The organism is Salinigranum halophilum (assembly GCF_007004735.1).
Classification (GTDB): Archaea; Halobacteriota; Halobacteria; order Halobacteriales; family Haloferacaceae; genus Salinigranum; species Salinigranum halophilum.
Genome location: NZ_ML660182.1, coordinates 41,790 through 57,211, shown reverse-complemented (window position 1 = coordinate 57,211; position 15,422 = coordinate 41,790). Strand labels below are relative to the sequence as shown.

Sequence of the window (15,422 nt, the reverse complement as noted above, 5' to 3'; positions counted from 1 at the left end):
GCGGAAACGCCGGCGTCAGTGCCGCGTGGTCGGGTCGGCGGCGGGGGGTCCGAAAAGCGTATCCCCCTCTCGCCGCAAGCGTGGGCCATGCCGAAAACAGAGGAGATCAGATGTCTCAACCCGGACTGTGAGTTGGACATGTTCGAGAACCACTACACCTACGACGTCCCCGAAGACCTCTCTGTGACGGACCTGCAGTGTCCGTACTGTGGGGAGACCGACACGCTCGAACGCATCGAACTCTGAGGGAAGCGGCGGCAGCACCACCAACGCCGACGTCGAACAACGCTTTTCTCCCGCGGGCCACTAGCCTCGAACACGAACGATGACAGGCATTCGCGAGATCGGAGAGTCGGTGGCCAACACGGTCCTAGAGCGGGTCGGTCGCGGGATGAGCCGGGTGCAGGAACGAAAACCCCTCCCGCACGACCTCCTCGAGAGCGAGGACGCGTATCTGGTCGTCTTCGACAGCCCGGGCGTCCAGCGCTCCGACGTGCAGGTCCGTTTCCTCGATGGACAGGTACAGATTCGCATCGACCGCTTCCGAGAGTTCTACGACGGCTTCGAGATGCGCTTCCCCGGCCGCGGCCTCTCGCTCGACGGCGAGGTGACGCTCCCCGACGACGCGGCCGTCGACGCTGACGGCGCCTCCGCGACGCTCGCCGACAACGGCACCCTCCGCATCCGCATCCCCAAGGACGACCGCGCGACGGACGTCGAGGTCCGAGACGAAGCGGACGACGTGTCCGACGAGTCCTGAGCCACCCCTCCGACGGCCTCGGCGCAGCGTGCGCGATGAGACGCCGGGAGCAGGACAGTGACGCGAACTCCCGTTCGGCGAACCAGTCACAGAGCGTGCCTCAGCCGCAGAACTCGTCGACGCCCCGGGCGGGGTACCCGACGACGAGGTCGACGCCGGCCCCCTTCAGTTCGCGAATCCGCTCGGACACCACCTCGGGCGTGCCGACGAGCGCGTAGTCACGGACCGCCGCGGAGAGGACGTCGCGCGCCCGGCCCGAAGCGGTCGCATCGGTCGAAGCGCCCTCGGGGAGCGCGCGGGCGACGGGGCGACGGCGGGCCGCGTACGCGCCCACCGCGTCGAGCATCGTGTCCTCGTCGTCGGTCAACACCGTTGGCGCGTAGAGGGCGACTTCGCCGTCGAAGCCTGTCGCCCGGAGCGCGCGGACGTCGCGGCGCGTCGACCGCGAGAGCAGTTCGTACTGCGTCCCTCCGGCGGCGAGCGCGATGCGTTCGATTCCCTCGGTGCCGACCCACGCATCGGGTGCCCGCTCGCGCGCCGCACGGAGCCGTGGGGCGACGGCACGCTGTGTTTCGTCGTCCGTGAGATACGCGCCGTGCCCGGCCACGAGCACCTGGTCGACACCGGCCGGAATCGACGCCCAGCGCGAGTCGTCGCCGAGCGGGTCGAAGCCGTCGGCCCGGACGGGAGTCGTGAGCCTGACCGTCCGTTCGGCGGCCAGCCGTTCGAGGACCGCCCCGTCCGGCAGCGAGTCGGGACCCTCGTAGTCGATTGCGACGGTCGAGAGCGGTACGTCGAGCGCGCGGCGCACGTCGCACTCGGTGGGCTTCAGTGCGACGGCGTCGAGGCCCGTCTCCGAGACGGCACGCTCACCGGTCAACATCTCGAGACACCTCTGTCGGCGGAGAACTCACAGTCGTCGCGGAACGCGATCAATCGTCTGTGCGACCATGACCGTCGTACCGACGTTCGGGACAAAACGCTGTCGTTCTCCGCCGAGGGATGCCCTCTGTCGAGACGTAGTCGGAGCCCGCTGGAACGACCGAGAGCGGGTCGGAACCGGACGGATTAACGGACGGTGAGCCGGTTCGCGTGCGAGAGGAGCCTCGAATCACCCGTTTCTCGGGTTGTGAGAGCCACAGACCGGTTATACTCTCACGACCGGAGAAGGAGGAAGTGGAGAACGATCATGACTACCAACAGCGTCGAGTGGCTTGGCAAGCCCATCGAGTTCGCGTACGCGGAATCGCTCACTGGATACGTAACGGTCATCGTGCGGCTCGTCACCGGCTACTGGTTCCTCAACGCCGGCGTGAGCAAGTACGCCTTCGTCTCGGGTGAGGCGTTCAACGCGGCCGGCTGGCTCGCCAACGGGACGGCCGGCAGCCCGATTCACGGCTTCTTCCTCTTCGCGGCGGAGACGCCGTGGCTGCTCAGCTTCACGAACCTCGCCATGCCCGTCGGCCAGACGCTCATCGGCCTCGCACTCATCCTCGGGGCGTTCACCCGGTTCGCCGCCTTCTGGGGCGCGTTCCTGATGGTGTTCTTCTACCTCGGCAACGCCGACTGGGCGCACGGCTACGTCAACGGGGACCTGTTCGGGTTCTTGATGTTCGTCATCGTCGGCACCCTCGCCGCAGGACGCATCATCGGTCTCGACCGGGTCTTCGAGGCGACCACGCTCGTGAAGGAACGGCCGGCACTGAAGTACCTGCTCGGGTGACCGACATCCGAGCCGGTGCTCGTTTTTCCGTCCGCACACGCCTCAGACCGGCAGGTCCGCGTCGGGGCCGACCACGCGGTCGACCTCCGGCGGCATCCGCCAGTCGGTCGTGAGTTCCAGCAGTTGGACGAGCATCCGTCCCGTCGCGCCCCAGACGGTGTAGCCGTCGACGTGGAAGAAGTGGATGCGTATCTCGCCGTAGTGGGGGTGGTCGCGGAGTTCGGACTCGTAGTTGGCGTCGTCGGCGAGCGCCGCGACCGGGAGGACGGTTATCTCGGCGACCTCGCGCTCGTCGGGGGTGTACTCGCGGTCGGGGATGCGGCCGACGAACGGGCGAACCGAGTAGTCGGTGACCGTCTCGATGTCGTCGAGGCGGCCGTACAGTTCGGTCTCTTCGGGTCGGAGTCCGATCTCCTCGTTCGCCTCCCGGAGCGCCGTCGCCTCGAGCGACTCGTCGCTCGGCTCGCGGCCGCCACCCGGGAAGCTCATCTGCCCGGCGTGTTCGCCGAGGTGGTCCGCGCGCTTGGTGAACAGGAGGTGGTCTTCACCGTCGCGGGCGACGACGGGGGCGACGACCGCCGCCTGCCGCGACATCCCCTCGAGCGAGGCGGGCGTGTGACGGCCGACGCCGGAGAGGTCCATACACGACACAGCGGGCCGAACGTCTTAACCCTGTATGCATCGGGCAACACTCGACGCCCGCGGTCCCGCGACGACCGTCACGATGACGACGACAGCGACTGTGGCGGCGACGGCGATTACGGCGACGAGTCGCCGGCGGACGCCAGCGCGTCCTCGAGTCGCTCGCGGACTTCGCTTACGTCGACGGGTGCCCACGCCTCCAGGTCGTAGGTGACGTCGAACAGGTGCTGGATGCGCGCCTCGTCCTCGGCGACGACCGCCCGGGCCGCGTCGCCCCGCAGTCGCGTCTCGACGGCCCGCGCCAGCGACTCCCGCGACACCGAGCGCGTCTCGACGTCGAGGATGTGCGGGAGGTCCTCGGCCGCCTCGGGGAGCGTCGGGAACGCGACCGGCCCGACGGTGAGGAGCGGGTCGACGTCGCCGCTGCCGTCGCCGTCGTCAGCGCGCGCTGTGGCATCACTCGACGCGTACTCGACCAGGTAGTATCGCTCGACGGCCCATCCGACCGCGCGGTCGGCCGCCGCCTGGACAGCCGCCTCGTCGACGCTCCCGCGCTGGCGGTAGGCGAGTTCGACGAGCGCGGCGACCACCTGCGTGGACGTGAGCGCGCCGAACAAGTCGACGACGCCCGCGAGTTCGTCGGCGTCGGCGACGGGCAGCGCACCGGTGTCGAACGGAGTGGACGTGCTCACTCTCGGACCTCCCGGAGGTCCGCGTCGGCGCACTCGCGCACGTCACGCGGCGTGATGGGGGCGTCCGCCCACGCCGGGAGGCGGTCGTCACCGGTGGGCGAGACGACCGCCTCGGCGTAGCGGTCCACCTGTGAGCGCTCCTCGTCGGAGGGGTGTTCGAAGCCGTTGAAGGCCGCATCGAGGCCGTACGCGCGGACGAACCGGCGCGCCGTCTCGCGGTAGCGGTCGGGGAGCGTGGCGTACTCGGGGGTGACACCGTGTGCTTCGACGGCCGTAAAGAGCGCCCGACCGACGCCACGGGACATGTCCGAGAGCCCGGTGGGGCCGGAGACCGAACGGTGGTCGTGTTCGTACGCGCCGAGGTCGACCTGCGCGCTGCCGTCGAACCCAGCGTGGGCGAACGCGTCACCGAGCGTCCCGACCTCGAGCCCCCAAGAGCGCTCCACGCGGAGGCTCGCGGCGAGGTCGCTCGTCGCGGCGAACTCCCCGGCGAGCGCGTAGCGGAAGGCGGCGAGATAGTCGAGGACGTCGTGGTCGTGCGCCTCGCCGAGCGCGCGGACCAGCGGCGCGTAGAAGAGGCGGAAGAGCCGCCCGTAGAGCCGCCGGTCCTCCACGCGGGCGTAGTAGCCCTTCGAGAACGCGTGACCGTGCGCGAGCGGGAACAGGAGCCGGGGGACGTACGTGGCGTCGTACGTCTTCGTGTCGGCGTCGTGGAACACGACGAACTCCTCGGAGAGCGCAGCGCCGAGCGCGAGCCACACGTCGCGACCCTTGCCGCGGGGACCGTCGAGGCCGTGTTCCGTCAGCAGTGACTCGATCCGTGGGCCATCGCACCAGACCACGGTGAGCGGGAGGTCGTACTCGGCGAGCCACTCGGTGAAAGCGCCGGCCCGTTCGGCCGAGGCGCGGAGGGGCACGACGACGCGGGCGGGGGCGACGCGTTCGAGCGCCGAGAGCACGCGCTCGGCCGCGAGTCCGGCGTACTCGCGCTCCGTCATCGGCACGACCACGGCGGCCCGGTCGACCGGTGCCGCCGGTGTGGCGTCCCCGAGGTCGTGGAGCGTCGTGATGCGCTCTTGGACGTACTCCATCACCTGCTTCAGGGAACCGAGCGGCAAAAGTCCCGCGACCGGGTGCGTTCGAGGGGCCAGTCAGTCACAGTCGCTCTCCCGCTCGCCGAGTCGGTCGGCGACGACCGACCCGCCCGCCGTCCCTGGGAGTCGACCGAGGAGTCGGAGCGCGCCGAGGACGGCGACGATGCCGACGAGACAGAGCGCGAAGCCAGCGAACACCGTGTCGTACGCGATGCCGCGCTCGACGAGCGTCCCGACGGTCCCGGAGCCGCCGGCCTGCGAGAACATCATCCCCGTCGAGTACGCGGCGTAGGCGCTCCCGCGCGTCTCGTCGGGCATAGTGTCGAGCAGGAAGGTGTCCATCGCCGGGAAGAGGCTGTGGATGACGTAGCCGATGGCGGCCGTGACGACGAAGAGCGCGAGAAAGCCCGTCGTCGTCGTCAGGAGGAACACACAGGCCGCGAACGTGGCCACGATTCCCAGGAGGTACGGGACGTGGGGGAGGCGGTCGGCGAGGCGTCCGGAGACGAAGAAGGCGGGGACGCCCGCGGCGAACACCACGGTGAGGGTGTTCTTCGCCATCGCGGGCGAGAGCCCCTTCGTGCGCATGTACAGTTCGTAGAAGTTGAACAGCCCCTGCCAGACGAAGCCGGTCGTTCCGAGGATGACGACGCCGACGACGACGAGCCGCCACTCGCGCTTGATACCCGCGAGGAGGTCACGGTCGTCCACGCCGGCCGTGGGGAGGTCCGTCCGCCGGGCGGTCACGAACAGGGCGACGGTGACCACGAAGGCGGCGACGCCGATACAGACGAACGCGACGCGCCACGAGTACACGAGTGCGAGCGTCACCAGCGGGGCGGCGATGACCGCAGCGACCTGCGAGGCCATCCCGTGGATGCCCATCGCACGCCCGACGCCCTGGGGGTAGAGTTCGCTCACGAGCGGGTTGGCGGCGACGAAGTAGACGCCGGAGGATAGCCCCATCAACAGCGCGCCAGCGGCGAGCGTGAGGACGGTGTCGGCCGTCGCGGTGAACGCCGACGCGCCCGTGAGGACGAGGCCCGTCCCGAGGATGACCCGGTGTCGCGGGACCCGCGTGAGGAGCCACCCGGCCGGGAGGCGAGGGAGGGCGCTACCGAACCAGACCGCCGTCGCGATGGCGCCGGCGGTGGCCTCGCCGACGTCGAAGACGGTGATGAACTCGCCGACGAGCGGGGCGAAGATGACGCGTGCGAGGTTCACGAGGAACACCATCGCACAGAGGGTGCCGAAGAGGGGACGTCTGCTCACAGTCGCGGTTGTCGCGAGAAGACGACAAACGTTCCGACTCCGCGGTGTGAGTGCGCCACGGTGACAGCAGTCGAGCGTCGTGCTGTCGGCCGGCACCGGCCATCGTGGCAGTCGGCCGATAACTGCCGGACACGGCCCGCGTCGGCCGGCTGTCAGACGCGGGGTGGGGTCTTTTTCCCCCGCCGTCTCGAACGGCCGCGTATGAAATCGACGCGGAAGGGTCTTCGTGAGGGTGAACTCTACAAGGACAACTACGAGCGTCTCAACTGCAGCGAGTGTGAGAAGACGCTGAAGAAGAAGAACGACCCCGACGAGGTGTTTTCGGTCCGGACCTGCCCCGAGTGTGGGCGGCAGTGGAAAGAGCTCAGATAGTCACTCGAAGACCGCGTCGAACGCCCGCGCACCGAGCGGGTCGAACGTCCCCGCCGCGACGTTCTCGGCGACGTGTTGCTGCGTCGACGTACCGACGAGCGACGCGGTCACGCCGGGTGCCGAACGAGCGAAGTTGAGCGCGCGCTGTGCGGGGGTGTCGCCCGCGAGTTCGGCGTCGACCGCTCGAGGGAGCGACCGGGCGAGATCGCCCTGGCCGAGACTCGCGGAGGTAAAGACGTGTAATCCCTGCTCGTGGGCGTACTCGAGCGCGCTCTGTCCGTGGTCGGGACCGTGGGCCGCACGGGTGAACGCGTCGGCCATCGCCACGTTGAACGGCAACTGGATGGCCGCTAGTCCGGATTCGTCCGCGCCGACGGCGTCGGCCGCCGCCGCCGCGCGGGCGACGACCTCCGCGAGCGAGAGGTACTGGTCGTGGTCCGGCGGCACCCGAAAGGCGCTCCAGGTGGCGACGCCATAGGCACCGACATCCCCGTCTGCCCGGCGGCGTTCGAGCCGTTCGAACGCGGCTTCGAGGAGGTCGTACACCGCCGCCCGCGAGCGGGCGTGGAGTTGCGTCTCGGGGTTGTGGACGTAGTAGCAGTCGACGCGGTCGAGGTCGAGGTTCGACAGGGAACGGTCGAGCATCGCGTCCAGGTATGCGGGGGAGAGCGCGTGGCTGCCGCGCGCCAACTCGCCGGCGGCGAGCAGGCCCGTCTGGAGGAACTCCCGGCGGACGTACGCCGAGGGGTCCTCGGGCGGCGTCCCGTCGAACGGGACGAACCCGCCCTTGGTCGTGACCACGACCTCGTCGCGGTCGACGTCGGCGTCGGCGAGCGCCCGACCGACGACCCGCTCGGCGCGCTGACAGCGGTAGTTGACCGCCGTATCGACGAGGTTGACGCCGCTCTCGAACGCCGCCACGAGCGCGTCGTGGTAGCGGGCGTCGACGGCGTCGGTGGCGTCGCCGAGGTAGGTTCCGAGCCCGAGCGAGGAGACGACGCCGGGAGGAAACCGCCGGAAGTAGGTGCGTCCGAAGCTCTCACCGAACCGGTTCCGGTAGCGCCAGGTGCCCTCACGGGTGGCCATGTGAGGTGAGAGGGTGTGGGGATGGATAGGGGTTCGTGTTCCGAGTACGGGAGGACGGCGGGTGACGAGCAGGAACGCCCCGACGCCCTGACGGCAGGCGTGTGCGAAACAGGACTCGTGCGAGGCGGCTGGGGGGGTGAGGTTGCGGTCACATCGTGGCCGTGTCCCGCGCGGTCATCGCCGAAACCGGTGCGGACGTCGCGAAGGAGCATTTCGTGTCCACACCGTGACCGACCGCACGACGACGGACTGTCACGCCACGGAGTCCGTCGGGTCGCTCGAACCAGCCGACTCCGAGCGCTCCCTTACGTCTCGCCGGACATCGACTCGAACAGCCGCTCGACGAGCGCCTCGCGCTCGATACGCAGGCCGCCGTCCGTGTCGACGATGCCGTCGCTGCGGGTGATCTGTGCGCCGCCCATGCGCGCGTGCCCGCCAGCCGACGACCCGGGAAGGTCGGCCAGCGCCGACTTCAGCGTGCGACCCATGTGGACGCGGTCGTCGCGCGAGCGCCCCGAGAGGTAGATGTTGCCGTTCTTCTCGCCGACGACGACGGTGGCGGTCACGCCCTCCATCTTGATGAGTTCGTCCGCCGCCTGCGGGATGGCGTCGAGGTTCGACAGCGCGCCGACGTCGCTGACGAGGAACGGCCCCTGGACCTGCCGGCCGGCGATGGCGCGCGCTTTCGCTTCGAGGACCTCCTTCGACACCTCCGGGTTGGCGATACGGTTGAGGCGGTCCTCGTCGATGCCGGGGTACAGATAACCGGCGGCCGAGAAGTCCGCGGCCGAACAGCCGGCGGTGAGCCGACTGGTGTCGGTGAGGATGCCGTACAGCAGGCCGGTCGACACCTCCGAGGGGAGGGTGTACTCCGCGCCGACCTCCGAGGCGTGCATCTCGGGCGGGACGGGCGTCGCGCCGACGTCGCGGAAGTACTCCGCGACGATGCTCGAACACGAGCCGTACCCGGTCCGGACGTCGGTGAACGCCTCGCCCGTCCCGTTGCCGGGGTGATGGTCGACGACGGCGAACGGGAGGACGCCCTCCGCGCCCGCGAACCCCCGCGGTTCGTTGTGGTCGACGAGGACGACGGCCTCCGCCGCGAGTTCGGAGACGTGTTCGATGGGGTCCATGTCGAGGTCGAGCACCGTGCGGAACGCGCGGTTCTCCTGGTGGCGAATCTGCCCGGTGTACTGGAGGGTCGCCGCGGTGTCGACCTGGCGCGCGAGGCAAGCGACACCGATGGCCGCGGCCATCGCGTCCGGGTCCGGGTTGGGGTGCATCAGCACCACGATCTCGTCACGGCTCGCGAGCGCCTCCAGAAATCGCGTCCCCAGGGGCCGTTTGAACCGCAGGAGGGCGTACGCTCCGCCGACGAGTGAGACGGCGGCGAACGCCACCGCTACCGCGAGTTCTGGATACGTCCGCACGAACGACTCGGCCCCGTCGAGAACCGACCCGGTGTCCTGCAGGAGCACGAGGCGCTCGCTTCTCGCGGACATACCCACCCAGTCTGTGCGGTGGGTCATGAAGATTCCCACATTCGGTCTCCGCTGCGGGGACACAAATCAGTCACACGTCACGCCGATACGCGTCGATTGCGGCCCGGTAGCCCGCGCGAAACGTCGGATAGACGAACTCGTACCCCAGGGTTCGAAGCCGCTCGTTGGAACAGCGCTTGCTCGTCAGGATGCGCCGCCGCGCGGCCTCCGAGAGGTCGCCCGCAGCGAGCCGTTCCGCTTTCGTACGCTTCTCCGGACGGGCGACCCCGCACGCGTCGGCGAGCCAATCCGCGAACTCCCACTTCGAGACGGGTTCGTCGTCGACGACCAGGAGGACGTCGTCGACGTCCCGCTCGAGGGCGAACCGCACGGCACCGGCGGCGTCGTCGCGATGGACCATGTTGAGATACCCCTCCGTCACCGGCCCCTCGAGGTAGCGTTCGAGCCGGTATCTGTCGGGACCGTAGAGACCGGCAAAGCGCGTGACCGTCGAGGAGAAGGGTGCCGAGAGCGCGACCTCCTCCGCTCGTGCGAGGACGCGTGTCTTGTCCGTCGTCGGGTCGAGCGAGGTGGCCTCGTCCACCCAGTCGCCGTCGTGGTCGCCATAGACCCCCGTCGAGGAGGTGTACACGAGTCGCTCCGGTGGCGACTCGCGAGCCGCGAACGCGTCGACGGCGTTCTGGAGGCCGTCGACGAACACCCGTCGGGCGGCGTCGGCACCGCGGCCGCCCGAACTGGCCGCGAAGACCACCCAGTCCGCGTCGGGGACGTCGGCGAGCGTCTCCGACTCCGTGACGTCCGCACGGACGGGGTCGAGTCCCGCGTCGGCGACGGCCTCCAGTCCCGAATCGGACCGACGGACTCCGACGACGTCGTGTCCCGCTGCGGTGAGCTGGCGGCCGAGTTCGAGCCCCACGTACCCACAGCCGAGGACGACTACCTTCATCTTCGTCGTCCCCTCAGCGGTCGTTCCGGACGGCGATGACGCGGTGAATCGCCGCGAGTTCGGCGAGCGTCGTCCGGCGGCGGCCTTCGAGCGACTGTTGGACCTCCTGCCCCGAGATGTCGAGGTCGGTCTCGGCGGCGAGCGTGTCGACGTCCAGGACACCGGTCGTCATCCCCATGAGGAGGCGGTCGCGGAGTTCGAGCGCCATGGTCTCGGCGTCGAGGTCGGCGTCGACGGCGAGGACGGCCATCGCCTCCTCGACGCTGAGTTCGGCCGACTCGCCCGCGGCGAGCGTCTCGAGGCGGTCGGCGTCGACGCCCGACTCGGCGGCGACGGTCTCGGCGCCGTGAGCGTCGATGACGTCCGCGAGCGCTCGCTCGTACGCGGCGCGGAGTTCTCCTGCGCCGTGCGATGCTGGGTCGTCGACAACGTCGTAGAACATACCGGAGTGTGGTTCTGGGGGGATGAAAACGGTTGTCACTTTCGCAGCGGGCCCGGGTCGAGTCGCGTCGCCACTGCTCACGAGTCGAGTGTCTCAGCCCGCCACACGGGATCGTGGCTGAGGGATCGGCTCACCCCAGCCGGGTGAGTCCTCGACGCCCTGGCCATCAGTGTCGCCGACACCCGTCTTGCCGGGCGGGACCGCGACCAAGACGACGGTCTGAACCGAGAACCGGATGCGCGACGCGCGACCGAGCGGCTCGTCGACGCCGTCGCCGTCGATGTCGACGGCCGCGTCACCGCCGTCACGGACGTACGTCACCGTCTCCCCGGGGAGGCCCCGTCGGGTCCGAACGGCGAACCGCGGATAGTACCCCTGGACGTGGACGTCCCAGACGTTCACCGTGGCGTACCAGTTGGTCGGTGTCGGAAGGAGCGGGAGCCCCGCCGGAAGCACGACCGCCTTTCCCTTCGTTCGACTGGCGAGCCGGTCGGTACCGTTGGCGACGACCGTCCCGAGCGCCTCGGTGGCCGCCGTCTTGGAGAGCTGACGGACCGCGTCAGCCCCACGGTCGACCACCTCGAGGTCGACGCGCGTCGTCTCACTGTTTCGCGCCTCGGCGACGGCGACCCGCAGGTGGGCGCTCACCCGGGCGGCCTCGTCGCCTTCGAGGCCGGCCGCGCGGACGACACGGGGGACGAACGAGCCGTTCGTGACGGCGAGCGCCTTCGCCGACGTCCGGTTCCACGTCGAGAAAGCATCGGTGACGGCCCGTTCACGCTCCGGTTCCGAGAGCGTGGTCTCGTCGGCGAGGACGTCCGTCGTTCGGGTACGGACGTGGGCGAGCGATGTCGCAACCCCGGTCCGAAGCGCGTCACGCCGGGCCGCCAGGTCGGGTGTGTCCGAGCCGGCGGTCTCGAGCGCGCGGAGCGTGGTGGCAGCGGTGTGGAGCCTGACCGTGTTCTCCTCGTTCGCCCCGAAGACGGCGTCGACGGCGTCGCCGTAGGGCGCGGTGAACACGTTGACGTTCCGGGTCCGCAGGGGGTACGCCGTCCCGTACCGGTCGCTCCAGGCCCTGTCGGCGCGGTCGACGCCCGCTACGTCGAGATACGGTGGGCCACCCTGCGGGACGAACACGTCCTCGCCGCCGAGTGGGCCGCCGACGGGTCGGTGGCTAGGGGGCGTCGGACGCCGAACCGACATGATGTCCGTCGCCCGGCCGTCGAGGTCGATGTGACGCTTCCGGAGCGCGTCGGCGAGTCGGTCGTTCGCTCGCACGGTCGCGTTCGAACGGTCCGAGAGTCGTGCCTCGACCCGTGCAAGGTACGCAGCCCGGACGGCGACCCGGGCACGGTCGGCCGCGCCGTCGTACTGGGACGGCGCGTCGACGAGTGCGTCCCGTCCGGTGTCGAGTCGTTCTCGGAGCTGCGCCGACGGGTTCGCTCGTCCCGTGGCGGCGTCACCCATCCGAACCGGTGTCGAGGTGTTCCGCACCGTACGGTGGAGGTCGAGGACGTCCGCTTCGACCCACTCGCGGAGGTCCGGCGGTTGTGCTCCGGTGACGCTCCCGTTCCGGTCGAGTGCTTCGGGACCCTCGAGGACCCGCTGCGCGGCGACGTGTTCGACACCGCCGCGACGGGTGAGGAACGTGTCCGCCATCGGGGGGACGTCCGCGAGGTTCGGACCGTCGAGCGCACCACCCGGTTCGAAGACGGGGACGACGGGGCGCGTCGGCGTGCCCGCCAGCGACGCCAGCGATCCGTCGACGGCGATGCCGACGGCGTACCGCTCGGTCGTCGTCGCTGTCGTCTCGAACGTCGTGTTTCCACGTCGCCAGGTTCGTTCGACTCGATGACGGACCGTGACGTGTCGGGTCGCGGTTCGGAACCGAGTCGCGGTGGCGGGGTGTGGTGGAAGCGACGCCGAGCCGCCGTCGACCGTGGCGCTGGCCGTCACTGTCTCGTTCACCAGGGCGGCGCCGGCGCTGGGTGCTCGCGGTTGGGGCCACGGCTCCGACTCGACGAGCCTCGCGTGCGTTCGCAGGGTGAGATTCACCCGGTACGCGCGTTCGAGTACCGCGTCGAGCGACGGGCCTCTCTCGCCCGCGTGGAACGCGACAAACGCCCGGTCGGCCGTGTCGTCGACACCGAGCTCGACCCGCTTGTCCGGGGTCGGCGCGTCGGGGCGAGCGAGCCGCGGAATCCGCTGTTCGGCGTCGTCGGGGTCGGGCGTCGGAAGCGGTGCGACGCTCGCGAGCAGGCTCGTTTCGGGCGTGCTCAGCCCCGCGCGGGAGTCGTCCAGGAGCAGTCGCCCTAGCGCCCGCGTTTGGGCCGTTCGACCAGTCGGGTCGGCGCGCCCGAACGCCGCCCGCTGGAGGTCGAGGACAGCGCCGTTGGTCGCCACGCCGACGTGCCGGGTGCCGACGACGTTACTGACGGGTAACCCGCCCCACTGGCCGTAGCCGCGCGCCCAGGCGACCGGGTAGAGGCGGGCTGTAAGTCGCCGACCGAGCCCCGGCCCCTTGAGCGGACCACGCGCGAGCGACTGTTCGAACCGGACCGTCCGGTCGTGGAGCGCGAGCACGGGCGTCGCGACGGTGACGGTCCAGTTCGCCGTCTCGCGGGCGACGACGTCACCGTCCTGTCGGGCGACGACGGAGACGTTCCGAAGCCGCACCTCGAGGGCGGTTCCGTTCTCGACGCCCCGAACGCTGATGCGGTCGAGCCTGCGTTCGAGGGCTGCCGGCGTCGGCGTCGCCGGGAGCGAGGCGGCGGCCGTGACGTCGCCGCGGCTGTACGCGGCGCGCTCGAAGCTCTCGCGCGCCGCGACGTAGATCCGAACCCGGAGGCTGTCGCGGAACGGACGGTCCTCGTCCAGTACGTCACCCCAGTTGCTCGACGCCGGCTCGACGACCGGGGTCCGCGCGGCGTCTCGGGCGGCGCGAGACACCGCGGTCCGAAGCGCCGTCTCCGAGGCGGCCGTCGCCCGGTCCATCGCCGCCTCGACGTCGCGGTCGACGCGCAGTTCGTCGGTCGCGAGCGTGCTCGCGTAGGTCGTGCTCCCGAGGAGGAGTAGATGAGCGCGAACGGGACCCGTCCACGGGTGTCGTCTGCCAGCCGCATCACGACCACGTCCTGACGACGATGTGCACGCTGCCGGTCCGGACTGCCGCGGCCGCCGCGCGCGGCGTCTCGAACTGCGATGCGAGCGTTCGTGTGGTGCGGTTCGAGACGGCCGCGGTGAGGTCGGCCCGCGCGGGCTCGACGCCCGCTTCGAACGTCGTCTCGGAGTCGTACGCCGACCGCATCGAGGCGAACTGCTCCCGGGCGACGACGGCGTCGGCCCCGTCGCCGTCCAGCGCGACCCGCGTTCGGCGCGGCGGGAACAGCCCGTCGACGGTCCCGCGGGCGACGACGTCCGCGACGTGGCCGTACCCGCCGACGGAGGCGGAACGCGCGCGGTCACTGGTCGGCGGAATCCCGCTGTCGACGGTCAACGTCGCGGCGTGAACGGTCGAATCGGTCGGGGGGTCGGGACCGAGTCGGACCTGGCCGGCGAGGGTGCTTCCCGGAATCGGACGCCACGTGGCGGCGACCTGCGTCCGCCCGTCGAGCAGGGGTGAGACGGTGGTCTCGACGGCGTCGACGAAACCGACCGCGTACGGTGACAGGGGTGCGCCGTCGACAGTGGCGTTCGCCACGGCGGCGTCCGCGAGCAGTTCGGCCAGCGTCCCGTGGCGAGCCCGCTCGATGGGTTCACCGGTCCGGTCGTCGACGCCGAGGTCGTACTGGACCGTCGCGGTCGTCGTCGCGAGCGTCTCGACGGTCGCCTCGTCACGGTCGGCAGTGATCGAGACGGTGTCGTCGGCGCTCGCATCCGCGGCAGTCGCGACGGAGAACACGGCCGCCCCGACGAGGAGGAGGAAGACGGACACGTCGACGACGGTACTGATTCCCCGTTCGTTCCGCCGTGTCATCGCCACACCACCACCCGGAGATTCCCCGCACGCACGCGTCCCGGGCCGAGTCGGACACTCACGGGCCGGGACGCACGGTCACCGTGCGCCGAAACCACGGGTCCGACTGCCCACCGCCGCTCGCCCGTCGCGAGCGAGACGTTGAGCCGTGCGCCGGCCGGCCCGTCGCCGGGTGTGCGGTCGAGGCGCGCGGGATGGACGACCCCCCGAACCGTGACGTCGTCGTGGACGGCCGCGAGCGTCGGCTCGGCGAGGTCACGGTCGGTTGGGCCACCGGTGTCGACGAGGACGACCGCGTACGTCGAGAGCCCGACGCAGACGGCGAACAGAGCCGCGAGCGCCGCGAGCGGCTCGACCTGTCCGCGGAGGCGAGACACGCTCAGACACCCCCCGGTCTCGAATCGAGCGTCCCGACGAGCGTGACGTCGACGCCGTCCCACGAGAGGCGGCGGACGACGAGGTGTCGACCGGCGGGCCGCCACGCGGGGTCGCGAGCGCGGTCACGGGCGGTGTCGACGGCGCGCTCGAACGTCGCCCGGGAGGTGAAGACGGCCGCCGGCGGCTGCCCGCGGAGCACGCGGGCGAGTGTCGTGCCCGGCTCGACCGGGACGACGCGGTAGCCGAGCGTCGCGTGTGCCGTCCCGGCGTCGGTTCGCAGACCGATGCGCCGCGGGCCGATGCGAACGGCCCGCGCGTCGAGCGCGCGGGTCGCCGTCGTCTCGTACTCGCTCGTCGCGACGGCGTCGACCGTCTCGGCAACGGCCGGAGCGTCCGGCGCGGGGGTCGTCGGGAGCGACGACACGACGCCGAAGACGACGAGCGTCGCCGCCGCGAGGCCGAGCCACGCGTACCACGTGTCTATCGGGGTGTCGAACATGGGCGGTCTGGCCGCGTCTTCGGATAAAAACGCTCGGC

16 protein-coding genes and 1 pseudogene are annotated in these 15,422 nt (G+C 70.6%); 4 read left to right on the top strand and 13 right to left on the bottom strand.

The window, feature by feature from the left end:
• The first annotated feature begins 87 nt into the window (after positions 1-87).
• Together E6N53_RS20880 and E6N53_RS00300 are read left to right on the top strand one after the other, a co-directional pair.
• Complete coding sequence (locus E6N53_RS20880; RefSeq protein WP_201740091.1) at positions 88-246, top strand: DUF7559 family protein; 159 nt, start codon at positions 88-90, stop codon at positions 244-246.
• Positions 247-325: 79 nt separating this feature from the next.
• The gene (locus E6N53_RS00300) at positions 326-760 is read left to right on the top strand and encodes an Hsp20 family protein (RefSeq protein WP_136588471.1); all 435 of its coding nucleotides are present in this window, start codon (positions 326-328) and stop codon (positions 758-760) included.
• Between the two features lie 100 nt (positions 761-860).
• On the opposite strand, the gene E6N53_RS00295 is transcribed toward E6N53_RS00300, so the two are convergent.
• Positions 861-1,643 carry a DUF7388 family protein gene (locus tag E6N53_RS00295; protein ID WP_142855980.1) on the bottom strand — a complete coding sequence of 261 codons (783 nt, stop codon included), beginning with the start codon at positions 1,641-1,643 and terminating at the stop codon, positions 861-863.
• 306 nt (positions 1,644-1,949) lie between these two features.
• On the opposite strand from E6N53_RS00295, the gene E6N53_RS00290 reads away from it, so the two are divergent.
• The gene (locus E6N53_RS00290; RefSeq protein ID WP_142855978.1) at positions 1,950-2,483 is read left to right on the top strand and encodes a DoxX family protein; all 534 of its coding nucleotides are present in this window, start codon (positions 1,950-1,952) and stop codon (positions 2,481-2,483) included.
• A gap of 42 nt (positions 2,484-2,525) precedes the next feature.
• Here the strand turns inward: E6N53_RS00290 and E6N53_RS00285 are convergent, their stop codons facing one another.
• The 4 genes from E6N53_RS00285 to E6N53_RS00270 form a co-directional block, all read right to left on the bottom strand.
• Positions 2,526-3,125 carry an NUDIX hydrolase gene (locus E6N53_RS00285; RefSeq protein ID WP_136588468.1) on the bottom strand — a complete coding sequence of 200 codons (600 nt, stop codon included), beginning with the start codon at positions 3,123-3,125 and terminating at the stop codon, positions 2,526-2,528.
• A gap of 116 nt (positions 3,126-3,241) precedes the next feature.
• Positions 3,242-3,817, bottom strand: coding sequence for a DUF7109 family protein (locus E6N53_RS00280; protein ID WP_236642286.1), 576 nt, complete (start codon positions 3,815-3,817; stop codon positions 3,242-3,244).
• Positions 3,814-4,908, bottom strand: coding sequence for a glycosyltransferase family protein (locus tag E6N53_RS00275; RefSeq protein WP_142855976.1), 1,095 nt, complete (start codon positions 4,906-4,908; stop codon positions 3,814-3,816). Before E6N53_RS00275 ends, E6N53_RS00280 begins: the two co-directional genes overlap by 4 nt.
• A gap of 60 nt (positions 4,909-4,968) precedes the next feature.
• The gene (locus tag E6N53_RS00270) at positions 4,969-6,147 is read right to left on the bottom strand and encodes an MFS transporter (protein ID WP_142857207.1); all 1,179 of its coding nucleotides are present in this window, start codon (positions 6,145-6,147) and stop codon (positions 4,969-4,971) included.
• A 237-nt stretch (positions 6,148-6,384) separates the two neighbouring features.
• On the opposite strand from E6N53_RS00270, the gene E6N53_RS20875 reads away from it, so the two are divergent.
• The gene (locus tag E6N53_RS20875) at positions 6,385-6,555 is read left to right on the top strand and encodes an HVO_0758 family zinc finger protein (RefSeq protein ID WP_201740090.1); all 171 of its coding nucleotides are present in this window, start codon (positions 6,385-6,387) and stop codon (positions 6,553-6,555) included.
• On the opposite strand, the gene E6N53_RS00265 is transcribed toward E6N53_RS20875, so the two are convergent.
• The 8 genes and pseudogenes from E6N53_RS00265 to E6N53_RS00230 form a co-directional block, all read right to left on the bottom strand.
• Positions 6,556-7,641 (bottom strand): aldo/keto reductase, encoded by a 1,086-nt coding sequence (locus E6N53_RS00265; protein WP_142855973.1) that lies wholly within the window; start codon positions 7,639-7,641, stop codon positions 6,556-6,558.
• 305 nt (positions 7,642-7,946) lie between these two features.
• Positions 7,947-9,143 (bottom strand): DHH family phosphoesterase, encoded by a 1,197-nt coding sequence (locus tag E6N53_RS00260; RefSeq protein WP_236639781.1) that lies wholly within the window; start codon positions 9,141-9,143, stop codon positions 7,947-7,949.
• A gap of 70 nt (positions 9,144-9,213) precedes the next feature.
• On the bottom strand, positions 9,214-10,089 hold the full coding sequence (locus E6N53_RS00255; protein WP_142855971.1) for an SDR family oxidoreductase: 876 nt from the start codon (positions 10,087-10,089) through the stop codon (positions 9,214-9,216).
• Between the two features lie 13 nt (positions 10,090-10,102).
• A complete protein-coding gene (locus tag E6N53_RS00250; RefSeq protein ID WP_142855969.1) occupies positions 10,103-10,531 on the bottom strand; it encodes a DUF5791 family protein in 429 nt (142 codons plus the stop codon).
• 93 nt (positions 10,532-10,624) lie between these two features.
• Positions 10,625-13,594 (bottom strand): annotated as a pseudogene (locus E6N53_RS00245) (DUF7286 family protein); the annotation flags it as partial.
• Between the two features lie 58 nt (positions 13,595-13,652).
• A complete protein-coding gene (locus tag E6N53_RS00240) occupies positions 13,653-14,507 on the bottom strand; it encodes a DUF7284 family protein (RefSeq protein WP_142855964.1) in 855 nt (284 codons plus the stop codon).
• Complete coding sequence (locus E6N53_RS00235; protein ID WP_236642285.1) at positions 14,504-14,884, bottom strand: DUF7285 family protein; 381 nt, start codon at positions 14,882-14,884, stop codon at positions 14,504-14,506. Before E6N53_RS00235 ends, E6N53_RS00240 begins: the two co-directional genes overlap by 4 nt.
• Positions 14,885-14,886: 2 nt before the next feature.
• A complete protein-coding gene (locus tag E6N53_RS00230; RefSeq protein ID WP_142855962.1) occupies positions 14,887-15,384 on the bottom strand; it encodes a DUF7283 family protein in 498 nt (165 codons plus the stop codon).
• Between the last annotated feature and the right edge of the window lie 38 nt (positions 15,385-15,422).

Bases quoted from the DNA above. Each gene is read 5' to 3' on its own strand.
- E6N53_RS20880 (WP_201740091.1), top strand. From the start codon at position 88: ATGCCGAAAACAGAGGAGATCAGATGTCTCAACCCGGACTGTGAGTTG.
- E6N53_RS00300 (WP_136588471.1), top strand. From the start codon at position 326: ATGACAGGCATTCGCGAGATCGGAGAGTCGGTGGCCAACACGGTCCTA.
- E6N53_RS00295 (WP_142855980.1), bottom strand. From the start codon at position 1,643: ATGTTGACCGGTGAGCGTGCCGTCTCGGAGACGGGCCTCGACGCCGTC.
- E6N53_RS00290 (WP_142855978.1), top strand. From the start codon at position 1,950: ATGACTACCAACAGCGTCGAGTGGCTTGGCAAGCCCATCGAGTTCGCG.
- E6N53_RS00285 (WP_136588468.1), bottom strand. From the start codon at position 3,125: ATGGACCTCTCCGGCGTCGGCCGTCACACGCCCGCCTCGCTCGAGGGG.
- E6N53_RS00275 (WP_142855976.1), bottom strand. From the start codon at position 4,908: ATGGAGTACGTCCAAGAGCGCATCACGACGCTCCACGACCTCGGGGAC.
- E6N53_RS00270 (WP_142857207.1), bottom strand. From the start codon at position 6,147: ATGGTGTTCCTCGTGAACCTCGCACGCGTCATCTTCGCCCCGCTCGTC.
- E6N53_RS20875 (WP_201740090.1), top strand. From the start codon at position 6,385: ATGAAATCGACGCGGAAGGGTCTTCGTGAGGGTGAACTCTACAAGGAC.
- E6N53_RS00265 (WP_142855973.1), bottom strand. From the start codon at position 7,641: ATGGCCACCCGTGAGGGCACCTGGCGCTACCGGAACCGGTTCGGTGAG.
- E6N53_RS00260 (WP_236639781.1), bottom strand. From the start codon at position 9,143: ATGTCCGCGAGAAGCGAGCGCCTCGTGCTCCTGCAGGACACCGGGTCG.
- E6N53_RS00255 (WP_142855971.1), bottom strand. From the start codon at position 10,089: ATGAAGGTAGTCGTCCTCGGCTGTGGGTACGTGGGGCTCGAACTCGGC.
- E6N53_RS00250 (WP_142855969.1), bottom strand. From the start codon at position 10,531: ATGTTCTACGACGTTGTCGACGACCCAGCATCGCACGGCGCAGGAGAA.
- E6N53_RS00240 (WP_142855964.1), bottom strand. From the start codon at position 14,507: ATGACACGGCGGAACGAACGGGGAATCAGTACCGTCGTCGACGTGTCC.
- E6N53_RS00230 (WP_142855962.1), bottom strand. From the start codon at position 15,384: ATGTTCGACACCCCGATAGACACGTGGTACGCGTGGCTCGGCCTCGCG.